This is a genomic window from Marinobacterium mangrovicola (assembly GCF_004339595.1).
Classification (GTDB): domain Bacteria; phylum Pseudomonadota; class Gammaproteobacteria; order Pseudomonadales; family Balneatricaceae; genus Marinobacterium_D; species Marinobacterium_D mangrovicola.
Window position 1 is genome coordinate 37650 of the sequence record NZ_SMFU01000001.1, and the last position, 12071, is coordinate 49720.

Genomic DNA, 12071 nt, shown 5'->3' on the forward strand with positions numbered 1-12071 from the left:
CCGTCTCAGGGGCTTTCCCGGTTAAGGGATCTATGTCGGATGCAGGAGGCCGCCCGGAGGCGGCCTCTATGACTAACGGATGATCAGCGGATCGGCGGGGCGTACATGATGCCGCCGTTGTTCCACAGGTTGTTGATACCGCGGTCGATATTCTGCGGAGAGTCCTTACCGACGTTGCGGTCGAAGGATTCGCCGTAGTTCCCTACCTGCTTGACGATCTGGTAAGCCCAGTCATCGCTGATGCCCATGCCTTCGGCCAGGCCAGCTTCACCACCGAGCAGACGTTTGACGCTCGGGTTCTCGCTGGAAGCTTTCATCTCGTCCACGTTGGCGGAGGTCACGCCCAGTTCCTCGGCGTTGATCATGGCGTTCAGGGACCACTTAACGATGTTGAACCACTGGTCGTCACCCTGGCGCACGGACGGGCCGAGCGGCTCCTTGGAGATAACTTCCGGCAGCGCTACCACGGATGACGGGTCGGTCATGCGGGTACGCAGGCCGTAAGCCTGGGAGAGGTCGGTGGTGAAGGCGTCGCAGCGGCCGGTATCGAAGGCGGTAGCCGCCTGTTCGTTGGTGTCGAACACCACCGGAGTGTGCTCCAGACCGTGGGTGCGGAAGTAGTCAGCCATGTTCAGCTCGGTGGTGGTACCAGACTGTACACAGATGGTGGCGCCATCCAGCTCCTTGACGCTGGTGAGGCCGAGATCTTTCTTAACCATGAAGCCCTGGCCGTCGTAGTAGTTCACGCCGGCAAAGTTGATACCCAGCTGGGTGTCACGAGTCAGGGTCCAGGTGGTTACACGGGAGAGCAGATCGATCTCACCGGAGGCCAGCGCAGTGAAGCGCTCCTTGGCGTTCAACGGCGTGTATTTGACCTTGCTGGCGTCGCCCAGGGCCGCTGCGGCAACAGCGCGGCATACGTCGACATCAAGACCGACCCAGTTACCCTGTTCGTCCGGAACAGAGAAACCGGGGACGCCTGAGGTCACACCGCACTGCACATAACCTTGTTCTTTAACCGCATCGAGCGTGCCGGCGGCCTGAGCGCCGGTGGCAGCAGCTGCCAGTGAAAGCGTCGCGGTTGCGATAAAGGCTTTTCTCAACATTTTGTCGTCCTCTCTGGTGAGTTCTTTTTTGCAGCGTGTTGGAAATATTGTTTTTTCTGGTTCTAAAAGCTTGACCACTTAGTTAGCAAATCTTGTTCCAGTTACCCGATATCAGTGTAGGTGCACTACGGAAGGGCGCTTTGCTCTGGCTCAGCCTTTTCGGTCATCCATCTGTTGACCCTTACATGTGTAGTCGGTAATCGACAGTTATTCCAGAAAAAGCAGTGGCTTAGATCGATATTTAAAACTGTGTTTCGGCAGGCTTTTATGGGCGGGCTCAAGGACGGTTGTGCACCCGGTTAATCTGCATTCGCCCCTTTGCGGCGCTGGTGTGGCACTTTAATGGTGCGTCTGTTCCTGCTGTATTCTTCTGGTTTACAGTAGAGGCCGCGTTGAGTGAGGAGAGCGTCAGGATGTTGGAAGAACTCAAAAGCGGAATCCCCGCTGAGCTGCACACCGTGTTGGAGGCTAATCTGCGGCGGGTGACACCGGCGCTGGAACAGCTGGGGGCCGAACTGCCCGAGCAGGTCAGGGAAGGGCTGCCACGAATTCTGATCGGCAGCGACTACGTTTGTGAACAGCTGGAGCGGCAGCCGCAGCTGCTGGCGGAGCTGCATCAAAGCGGCGATCTCTGGCGTTGCTACGAGCCCAGTGAGGTTCGCCAGCTGGCGCAGGCTACTCTGCAGGAGTGTGACAGCGAAGCTGAGCTACAGCGGCGCCTGCGCCTGATCCGCCGTCGGGAGATGGTGCGCATTATCTGGCGTGACCTGAATCGTCTGGCCGATCTGGCCGAAACCACCGGCACCCTGACCCATCTGGCCGATGCCCTGATCGACCTGAGCCTTGAATGGCTGCATGAAGCCACCGCTGCCCGTTGGGGACGGCCGATGGGACGCGATGCTTCCGGTGAGCTGGTCGAGCAGCGCATGGTGGTGATCGGCATGGGCAAACTGGGTGCTTACGAGCTTAACCTCTCCTCCGATATCGATCTGATCTTCGCTTTCCCACAGAACGGTGAGACCGACCGCCAGGACAAGAACCTCAGCAACCAGGAGTTCTTCACCCGCCTCGGCAAGAAGCTGATCCAGTCACTGGATAACACCACGGCGGACGGCTTCGTATTCCGTGTCGATATGCGTCTGCGTCCCTTTGGCAGCGTCGGTCCGCTGGCGTGCAGCTTCGATGCACTGGAAACCTATTACCAGGACCAGGGCAGGGAGTGGGAACGCTACGCCATGGTAAAAGCCCGTGTGGTGGCTGGCGACAAGAAGCAGGGCGATGAGCTGTTTACCCAGCTGCGTCCCTTTGTTTACCGCAAATATATCGATTTCAGCGCGTTCGAGTCCCTGCGCGATATGAAGGCGCTGATCAATCGCGAAGTGAAGCTCAAGAACCGTGATCAGAACGTCAAACTTGGCGCCGGTGGCATCCGCGAGGTGGAGTTTATCGCCCAGGCTTTCCAGTTGATCCGCGGTGGCCGCGATCCGCGCCTGCAGCAGCGTGAGCTGAACCGAATACTGCCATTGCTGCCGGAATGTGTTGGTATGCCGCAGCAGGTGGTGGATGAGCTGCTGGAGGCCTACGGCTTCCTGCGCGATACCGAGCATGCGCTGCAGGCCCTGGCCGACCGCCAGACCCAGGAGCTGCCCCGTGATGAGCTGGGGCAGGCACGGTTGGCCTTCGTCATGGGGGCCAAGGACTGGCAGGCGTTCAGCGAACGCCTTGATGGCTATCGTCGTACGGTGTCCGAGCATTTTGCCGAGGTGATTGCGCCGGCCGCAGAGAGGGATGAAGAGGCTGACAAGGCGGATAAAAATGCCGATCAGTGGCACTCCCTCTGGGATGCCGAACTGGAAAGCGAACCAGTGGAGCGCTATCTGAGCGACCTGGGCTTTGCCGAGCCGCAACAGGCGCTGCAACAGCTGCGCAGTCTGCAGCAGCAGCGTACCGTGCAGATGCTGCAGCAGGTAGGGCGCGAACGTTTGCAGGCGGTGCTGCCCAAATTGCTGAAAGCGGTGGGCGGGACCGAGAATCCGGAAGTGACCCTGGAGCGGGTGCTGCTGCTGATCCAGGCGGTGCTGCGCCGCTCCGCCTACCTGGTACTGTTGAATGAAAATCCTGGTGCTCTGCAGCAGCTGGTGCGGCTCTGTTCCGCCAGCCACTGGTTTGCCGAGCAGCTGTCACGTCAGCCTGGTTTGCTCGATGAGCTGATCGATCCACGTACGCTGTTTACGCCGCCGGATAAGGCGAAACTGAATGACGAGCTGCGCCAGGTGCTGGTGCGTATCCCCGAAGATGACACCGAACAGCTGATGGAGGCGCTGCGCTACTTCAAGCACTCCCACGTGCTGCGGGTTGCCGCCTCCGATATTACCGGTGCGCTGCCGCTGATGAAGGTCAGCGATTATCTGACCTGGCTGGCCGAGGTGATCCTCGATGCGGTGCTGGAGATCGCCTGGCGCGATATGACCGCCAAGTACGGCGTGCCGCAGAAGTCGCCGGGCGAGCCCTGTGATCCTGATTTCATTATCGTCGGTTACGGCAAACTCGGTGGTATCGAGCTCTCCTACGGCTCAGACCTGGACCTGGTGTTTATCCACGATGCCGATTCCAATCTGATGACCCAGGGTGGTAAGCGGGAACTGCCCAATGCGGTGTTCTTTACCCGGCTTGGGCAGCGGATTATCCATATTCTCGGCACGCTGACGCCCTCAGGCCAGCTGTACGAGGTGGATATGCGACTGCGCCCCTCGGGTAACTCCGGCCTGCTGGTGACCTCGCTGAACGCTTTCGAGCAGTACCAGCGCAATGATGCCTGGACCTGGGAACATCAGGCCCTGGTGCGCGCCCGCGTGGTCAGTGGCAGTGAGCGGGTGGCGCGAAGTTTCGAGACGGTGCGTGCCGATGTGCTGGGGCAGGCGCGTGAGCGCAGTGCCCTGCAGCAGGAAGTGCGCGAGATGCGTGAGAAGATGCGGCAGCAGCTTGGCACCGCCCCGAGCCGTGAAGGAGAGGAGTTCGACCTTAAGCAGGATCGCGGTGGCCTGGTGGATATCGAGTTTATGGTGCAGTACCTGGTGCTCGCTAACGCCCATGACGATGCGCGTCTGCTGACCTATACGGACAACATCCGCATTCTTGAATCTCTGGAGGAATCAGGGCTGATGCCTGCCGATCAGGCCGAGGAGCTGCGCGAGGCGTACAAGGCTTACCGTGCTTTTGGCCATCGCCAGACCATGCAGAACCAGCCGCGGGTGATCAGTGGGGATCAGTTGGTTGAGTATCGGGAGCGGATCAGTGGGTACTGGGGTGATTTGATGGAGTGAGCTAAGGCGCCAAATTATCAAGATTTGTGCGCTTTTCTAGCGCTGGTTTCGCCTGCTGGCGAGATAAGGTACTTGTGCGCTGCTTTATAGGGGAAAGGTCCCTTATCAATCCCAAACCGCCCCTACGGCTTGGTCGGCTGCGCCGACTTCCCTGTGCTTCTCGGCTGAAAGAGCGGAATCGACTCTTTACCTTAGGGTCAGTCGCAGCGTTGCTGCTCAAACAGCCCTTCCCTTGTTTCTCTTTCAGCCTGTGATGCTCGGCTGCGCCGAAGGGGAAAGGGGATGAGCTCAGCTAGACTGATATTGAGGTCGTGCCTTGCCGCCCTGATGGGACCACAAAAGAGAAGACCGGGCACTGGCCCGGTCTTTTCGTATCTGGATTAACGTCTGTTTGAACAGGGTGTTAGACGTCGATCAGCCAGCCGAATTTGTCTTCGCTGCGGCCCCACTGGATATCGTTCAGGGCGCGACGCAGTTTGACAGTGGTTTCGCCGATGGCGCCGTTACCGACGGTGAACTCCTGACCGTTGTGGATCAGGGTGCCGACGGAGGTCAGTACAGCGGCTGTGCCGGACAGGGCGGCTTCGCAGCCCGGCTTGGCGGAGCGCTCCAGCAGCTCATCAATGCTGAGCTGGCGCTCGGAGACTTTCATGCCCATATCGCGAGCGATGGTGAGGATGGAGTCGCGGGTCACGCCGTGCAGGAAGGTGCTGTCCAGCGCCTTGGTGATGATCTCGTCGCCATCGATCAGCAGGAAGTTGGCAGCGCCGGTTTCCTGAACATCGCCGTTGGGGCAGAACAGAACCTGGTCGGCCTGGAATTCGGCGCGTGCTTTCATGGTTGGCTGCAGGGCGCCGGCGTAGTTACCACCGCTCTTTACCATGCCCATATGCGGCGGGCAGCGCATGTTCTTGTCATCGATCAGCAGACGCAGGGCGCGGTCGCCGCCGGAGAAGTAATCGCCTACCGGCGACAGCAGCACGTAGAAGCAGGAGGTCAGCGTCGGCGCAGCGGCCTTGCCGATGGCGGGCTCGGTACCGATATGGGTCGGGCGGATATACATGGAGCCCGGTGCTTCCGGAACTTCCGCCGCAAACTTCGCGACCACCGATTTGATCATCTCGGCGACCTGGTCCTTGTTGATCTCCGGCAGTGCCAGCAGCTGGGAGCTCTGCGCGATACGGTCGATGTTACGGTCCATACGGAAGATCTTGATCGAGCCGTCTGCATGGCGGAATGCCTTCAGGCCTTCGAAGCAGGTGCTGGAGTAGTGCAGTACGTGGGCACCGGCGTGCAGATGCAGGCTTTCGCTTGGCACGACCTGGCTTTCGCTCCAGCTCGAACCATCAAACCAGGAGATTGCCATTTCAGGCATGAAAACAGAGCCGAACGCCGACATATCAGACCATCCTAAAGACCGGGTAAACAGGAAAGTGCCCCAGAAATGCTGATAAAGCACCGGGACTTTTACGCAAGACTGTAGATTGTATGCTTTCACGCGAAAAATGGAATTGGCTGAACAGTGAAATCCTGCTTTTAGCCGGATTATCCTGCTCAGGTTGATTTGTTTATCATGATCGCGTCCTCTTCGGGACGGAGTAACACCCAAGCCATCAACGCGAGAGCGACCGTGAAACGAATTGTTATTGTCAGTGACGGCAAGCCGGGCCATCTCAACCAATCGCTGGGTCTGGCCGAGGCGCTGCAGCGCCTGCTACCTGAGGTCGAAATTGAGACTCTGCCGCCGTTTACTCGGGGTGTCGCCCTTAAAGCGCTGCTGCTGGGTCGGTCGTCCGCACAGATAGCCAAGCCGGATCTGCTGATCGGTGCGGGCCACGCAACGCACCTGACGCTGTTGGCGCTAAAACGTGGCTGGCGTGTGCCGGCGGTGGTGCTGATGAAGCCTAGCCTGCCGCTGTCGCTGTTTGATCTTTGCCTGATTCCAGAGCACGACAGCCCGCCGTCGCAGGGCAATGTGGTTGCCACCCGCGGTGCATTGAACCGGATGCGACCGGGTGAGAAAACGTCGGACAGCGGCATGATCCTGGTGGGCGGTCCCTCCAAACACAGCGGCTGGGATGAGACGGGTCTGATCCGGGCGATCGAACGGATAGTGTCCGAGGATGGTCGCAGTTGGCGCGCTACCAGTTCGCGCCGCACACCAGCGGAAACCGAGGCAAAGCTGGCGCAGTTAAGTGGGCTGGAGTTTATCCCGGCGGCACAAACGCCTTCCGGCTGGTTGCCGCAACAACTGGCGGTAACGGAGTGCTGCTGGGTCAGCGCCGACAGCGTATCGATGGTCTATGAGGCGCTGAGCGCAGGGTGCGCGGTCGGTGTTCTGCCGGTGCCGCAACTGAAGCAGAACCGGCTGCAGGCCGGGCTGCAGCAGTTGATTGATGCTAAGCGAGTGGTGGCGCTGGAGCAGTGGCGGGGTGAAGCGCTGCAGCCGGACGCAGAGCCGCTGGATGAGGCGGGCCGCTGCGCCCGTGAGTTACTGGCGCGCGGCTTGTTTGGAGCCCAGGCTTAGCCGCGTTTGCGGCGTATCTCCTCGTAGAACTCTGCATAGCGTTGGACGATGTATGCTTTGCTGTGGCCTTCGGCGTACACCCGGCTGGCGTCTTCGATCAGCTGCTGGCGCAGGTCATCGCTGCTTAGCACCCGGTTAATCGCCTTGGCCAGCGCCGGGGCTTCATCAATCGGCGTGATCAGGCCGCTCAGCCCGTCGGTGATCAACTCGCCCGGTCCCTGCGAGTCTGTGGCGACGATGGGGCAACGGTGCGCCCAGGATTCCAGCACGATTGACCCCAGTCCCTCGTGACGTGACGGGCAGACGAACAGATCGACGCTGGCCATCAGGGTGGTGACATCGGTACGCCAGCCAAGGAAACGCACCCGCGACTCCAGCCCCAGCTGTTTGCACAGCGCCTTGAGATTCGCTTCTTCCGGACCCGCACCGGCCAGCCAGAGCGTCACATCCGGCAGTTCGGTAAGGCTGTGCAGCAGCACATCGAACGCCTTGTTAACGTGCAACCGGCCTGCGCTGAGGATGATCGGTTTGTCGGCAGGGGTATCGAAGCTGTCGCGTGGAATCGGCGTGACCGGGGTTTCGTCGGCAAAGTTGGAGATATGCACCACGCGCTCGGCAGGGAAGCCACCATCGATCATGTGCTGGCAGATCCCCTTACTGTTACCGACCCAGTAATCGCAGTGCTGGTAGTACTTGAGCTTGTAGTAGTGGCCCAGGCGACTGACCAGGGTGTAACGCTTGGAGTTTGGTGTGTACGCCGTGGCGCGGCCCATCCAGGACATGACCACGTCGGGCTCGAAGGCGTTCAGCGCCTTGCGAAAGCGATGACGGTCGATCAGGTCTACGGGGGAGCCGAACCTGAAGCCCTCGGTCTCGACGCCGCCTTGGCGCAGGGCGTTGACCCGATGCTCATGGTCACGGATAAAGGCTTTGACCTGCATATCCGGGTGTTCGTGCATGCCGGTCACCAGGCGCACGAAAAAGTTCTCGGCCCCACCATTTTCGGCGCCGGCGAGAACCTGAGCGGTGCGGATCGTAGAATTGGTCATAGTGTTAAGCCTTTAAAACTCAGTTGTTCGCGGAATGATGGGCCGTGGCCATGCCGTGGTTGCCGGGCGAAGCGCCGCGCTTCTTTTTCGCTAGCAGATCGTCGATACGTTGATGCAGGTTGGCGACCTTGCGTTCCACCTTGGCGTGTCTCAGCGGGGCTGGCAGCCAGTTGAACGGGATGATGTTCGGGCTGCCCAGACCGTCGATCACCACCAGTCGCTGGATTTTCCCGTTACTGTCTTTCTGTACCAGAATGTTGTGCAGCAGCAGATCGCGAGAGGGGATCTGCAGTTCCAGCCAACGGCTGCAGAAGGTTGCCACGGCTGCCCGGCATTCGTCGCTGTAGCCTTCAAACCAGATCTGGGCCTTCAGTGACTGGGAAATGCGGCCATCGGCGTCACGCACCAGTTCAAGTACCAGCCCTGGTCCCAGATCGCTTTCCTCGAAGCCGTAGCAGCGGCTGATGACATCGAATACTGCTTTGCCTTGGCGTTTGGCGAGGCCGGAGATTACGTCGAACTCTTCCTGGTTATCGTCAAAAGCACTCAGCGGCAGCAGCGTTTTCGGGAATCCCTTTTTACGTCGCAGATCCGCCAGTGTGAAGTCTGGCCGGCGTACCTTGATGCAGCGGGAGGGATCCCCGGGATATTCGAAACAGAGCCGGTTGCCGCCCTGGGCAAAGGCTTGCTCCGTTTGTAGCTTGAGCGTCATTTCAGGCTGCCGTCCAGATTGATGTCCCGTGCCCAGACGTAGTCGTGGCTGAACGGGGTCTGGGTGGTGGCTTCGACGATGTACTGGGCGTACAGGGTTGAGTTGATCTCCTGGTGGAAAAACTCACGTGCTTTCGCGGCCCAGGCCTGGCGCTTGGCGTCATCGCCCTGGAACTCGCGGATCCGCTCCATCAAAGAGGCTTCATCGTCGAAATAGACGATCGATTCGGCCGGGAACAACTCATCGAATTTATTCGCCGAGTGGGTGAACTGCAGGATACCGTTGCCGCCCAGCTGTGCCATGCGGGCGGAGGCGTACCAGTAATCACCTTCCTGGCGGTTAAAATTCAGCCCCATCTTGCTCTTCTCCAGAGCGCGGTCATAGTCGCGTCCCCAGACCGGCGCTTCGCCGAAGCTGCCGAAGGTCTTGAACGTCATGATCGGGTCCAGCTGCTCCTTCATGCGGCCGATCATCTCCAGGCGCTTGGTGAAATTCTGGCTGTTGCTGCAGAAAATCAGGTCGATCGGCAGTTCTGCATCCGTTTTGACCGCGTTGTTGAAGCTCTCCACCGAGGGTTCAACCGGGTTGGGCATATGGTAAACCCGGGCTCGGGAACCCTCGAACTGGGTCAGCTCACGGCGGCCGGTGGAGACGAAAATAGCGTCAGCGACCTCGGCCCGGTATTTGAGGCGATCCACGTTGGAGGGCACGAACAGCGGGTCGTTGTTGCAGTGTGCGATGGCGCAGTTCGGTGCGATCTTGCGGATCTCGGCCAGGGTCTCGTTGCTGATCATGTCGCAGTGGCCGGCGATCACCAGATCTGGTTCGAAAGACTCGACGGTCTCCAGCAGACGCTTGTTGGCCTTCTTGGTGCCCAGATCGCGGATACCCAGCGGTGCCTCGAATGCGGCTACGTCACGGTCGCTGAAACCCTGCACCAGATGATCGTTCTTGATCAGACCGTAGGTCAGTTTCTGGGCCCAGCTGACGCGGGTATGGCCATAACGCCGAAGTTGTTGGTAGGCAATGTGAAGTACTCGCATGGCGAATCCGTCCAGTCGGGGGTAAAAATGCAGTAGCGCGAAGTGTAGCCGATCCCGGTATTGAGGGGCAGCCTCAGCCGGGCGGGGAGGCCAGCAGCCGGCGGTAGACCTCCAGCGTGGCGTCGGCCTGGTGCTGCAGGTAGAACTCTTCGGGCAGGTGGATATCGATTGTATCTCGCTGCAGAAGTTCATGGGCGCGCTGGGCAAAGGCTTTGGGGTTGTCCGCTTCTACCAAACCCTCGGGGAACGCCTGGTGCAGGGATTCGGCAGCGCCTCCCCGGTCATAGGCGATGACCGGGCAGCCGCAGGCCAGCGCTTCTGGCACGGTACGACCAAAGGGTTCCGCCTTATTGGAGAGATGGCAGGTGATATCAGCCAGTGAATAAAACGACTGGATATCGGAGCGGTGACCGACGAAGGTCACTTTGTCGTCCAGGCCGAGCTCTTTTCGCTTATCGAGCAGCTCTTGCAGGTAGTGCTGCTTGTTATCCTCGGCCCCACCGACCACCACCCCGTGACAATCAGTGCGCAGATCAGATAAATGACGCATCACATCGAGAAAGGCCTCCTGACCTTTCCAGCGTGAGAGACGGCCCGGCATCAGCAGCAGGCGCTTACCCTGCAACTGCGGATACTCCTGAAATAGCGTTTCCTGCCATTGGCCCAGGTCGACAGAAGCGTTGAATACCGAAGGATCCAGACCGCGGTAGATTCGGGTGATGCGTCGGGCATCTATGCCGTAGTTCTGAGTGATGTAGTCATGCACGCAGTCGGAGATGGCGATTATGTGCTCGGCTTTTGTCATGACCGCGCTGTAAGCGTTGACTGAATACATGCCGTGCACGGTACTGACGAAACGCGGGCGATCGTTAACTGGCAATTTGCGCCAGGCTAGCCAAGCGATCCAGGCAGGCGCGCGGGAGCGAACATGAATGATGTCCGGTTTTAGCTCAGTGAGCAGGCGACGCATGGGGCGCACCAGTGCCAGTGATCGCAATGACTTGCGATGAACGGCCATGCTGATATGTCGGGAGCCTTCCGCCTCCAGGGTTGCCACCTGACGACCGCCGCTGGAGATTACGATAGACTCATGACCCTGCTTGACCAGCTCTTTGGCGAACTCTACTGTGCCGCGTTCAACGCCGCCGGAGTCCAGGGCTGGCAGGACCTGAACGACTCGGAGAGACTTGGCTCCCTTCCCTTCTCGTTGCATGCTGTGATGGGGTTCTCTGTGGTTGGCCGGTTATGCTAGCAGAGTTGCGCCAGCGGTATAAATGCTTATGCGGGGAGTCGCTTAGGCGTTTTTACTCTGCGTAATAAGCAGAGAGTAACGGGAAGCTTAGGCGAATATCGACATTCCATTAAATCAGACAGGTTCCAGATGCTTATCAATGTGTGCATATGCACCTTCCGGCGAGCACAGCTTCTCTCAACATGCCTGAGAAGTCTTTCCGCCATCACCCTGCCAGCTAACTGCAGTGTAAAACTGTCCGTCGTGGATAACGATGAGGCTGGGTCGGCGAGGAAAACTGTCGAGGACATTCAAGCTCAAACCGGGACGGATATTGGCTACACGATTGAAGTGAAGCGTGGTATCCCCTGTGCCAGAAATCACGCGATTGAGGTCGCCAACGGCTTTGGGGCAGACCTTTTGGTCTTCGTAGATGACGATGAAGTCGTAGATCCTGACTGGCTCGCTGAGCTGTATGAGGTCAGCGCAGAGTACGATCATCAAGCCGTTATTCATGGTGCTGTGCAGTCGAAACTGGACCCCAGTGTTCCCCCGAGTATTGCCGGGCTTTTCTCGACGCGAGAGCGCGCTGAGCGTCAGGAATTGAGTGCCTGCGCTACCGATAACGTCATGGTCCCGATGGCATTTATCAATCAGCACAAGCTACGTTTTGATGAATCTAAACCCTTGGCAGGGGGGACGGATACGATCTTCTTTACCCAGGCGAATAAACTCGGCATCCAGATCTATCACACCAACAGGGCGAAAGTGACAGAGTTTGTTCCGTTGAGCCGGACGAATCTATCCTGGCTTTCCAAACGAAAGTTCAGAGCGGGGGTCACCGATGCCTGGCGGAAAATCAGCAGGGGGCGCTCAAAAGTAGGGGTGATGCTTTCAGCGGCTTTTCAGGTTCTTTTGTACTCGCTGAAGTCGTTCCTGTTCCTGCTCGCTTTTATGCCCCTGAAGAGAAACGAAAGTTTTCTGAGGGTGGCTAAAGCTTGCGGTGTTTTTATGGGATGCTTAGGTTTTTCAGTCGATAGTTATCAGAAAATAGACTATTAATTAATGTGGTTTCCATTA

Annotated in this window: 9 protein-coding genes; 3 read left to right on the plus strand and 6 right to left on the minus strand. The window is 58.8% G+C overall.

The features are described 5' to 3' along the window. Positions 1–83: 83 nt before the first annotated feature. The gene (locus CLV83_RS00175) at positions 84–1106 is read right to left on the minus strand and encodes an amino acid ABC transporter substrate-binding protein (protein WP_132285766.1); all 1023 of its coding nucleotides are present in this window, start codon (positions 1104–1106) and stop codon (positions 84–86) included. A 413-nt stretch (positions 1107–1519) separates the two neighbouring features. On the opposite strand from CLV83_RS00175, the gene glnE reads away from it, so the two are divergent. After that, entirely contained in the window at positions 1520–4429 is a 2910-nt protein-coding gene (gene glnE / locus CLV83_RS00180) for a bifunctional [glutamate--ammonia ligase]-adenylyl-L-tyrosine phosphorylase/[glutamate--ammonia-ligase] adenylyltransferase (RefSeq protein WP_132285769.1), read from the plus strand. 403 nt (positions 4430–4832) lie between these two features. Here the strand turns inward: glnE and CLV83_RS00185 are convergent, their stop codons facing one another. Beyond that, on the minus strand, positions 4833–5828 hold the full coding sequence (locus tag CLV83_RS00185) for a branched-chain amino acid aminotransferase (protein WP_132285772.1): 996 nt from the start codon (positions 5826–5828) through the stop codon (positions 4833–4835). 231 nt (positions 5829–6059) lie between these two features. On the opposite strand from CLV83_RS00185, the gene CLV83_RS00190 reads away from it, so the two are divergent. After that, positions 6060–6956 carry a mitochondrial fission ELM1 family protein gene (locus CLV83_RS00190; RefSeq protein WP_243642234.1) on the plus strand — a complete coding sequence of 299 codons (897 nt, stop codon included), beginning with the start codon at positions 6060–6062 and terminating at the stop codon, positions 6954–6956. Here CLV83_RS00190 and CLV83_RS00195 read toward each other — a convergent pair. From CLV83_RS00195 to CLV83_RS00210, 4 genes are all read right to left on the minus strand, one after another. Further along, positions 6953–8005, minus strand: a complete 1053-nt coding sequence (locus CLV83_RS00195) for a glycosyltransferase (protein ID WP_132285778.1) — start codon at positions 8003–8005, stop codon at positions 6953–6955. The genes CLV83_RS00190 and CLV83_RS00195 overlap by 4 nt on opposite strands. Before the next feature lie 19 nt (positions 8006–8024). Beyond that, positions 8025–8717 (minus strand): YrbL family protein, encoded by a 693-nt coding sequence (locus CLV83_RS00200; protein ID WP_132285781.1) that lies wholly within the window; start codon positions 8715–8717, stop codon positions 8025–8027. Then, positions 8714–9760, minus strand: a complete 1047-nt coding sequence (locus CLV83_RS00205) for a glycosyltransferase family protein (protein ID WP_132285784.1) — start codon at positions 9758–9760, stop codon at positions 8714–8716. The genes CLV83_RS00200 and CLV83_RS00205 overlap by 4 nt, the downstream gene beginning before the upstream one ends. Before the next feature lie 73 nt (positions 9761–9833). Continuing rightward, positions 9834–10973 carry a glycosyltransferase family 4 protein gene (locus CLV83_RS00210; protein ID WP_132285787.1) on the minus strand — a complete coding sequence of 380 codons (1140 nt, stop codon included), beginning with the start codon at positions 10971–10973 and terminating at the stop codon, positions 9834–9836. A gap of 168 nt (positions 10974–11141) precedes the next feature. Between CLV83_RS00210 and CLV83_RS00215 the strand changes: the two genes are divergently transcribed. Next, positions 11142–12053, plus strand: coding sequence for a glycosyltransferase (locus CLV83_RS00215; RefSeq protein WP_132285790.1), 912 nt, complete (start codon positions 11142–11144; stop codon positions 12051–12053). Positions 12054–12071 lie beyond the last annotated feature (18 nt).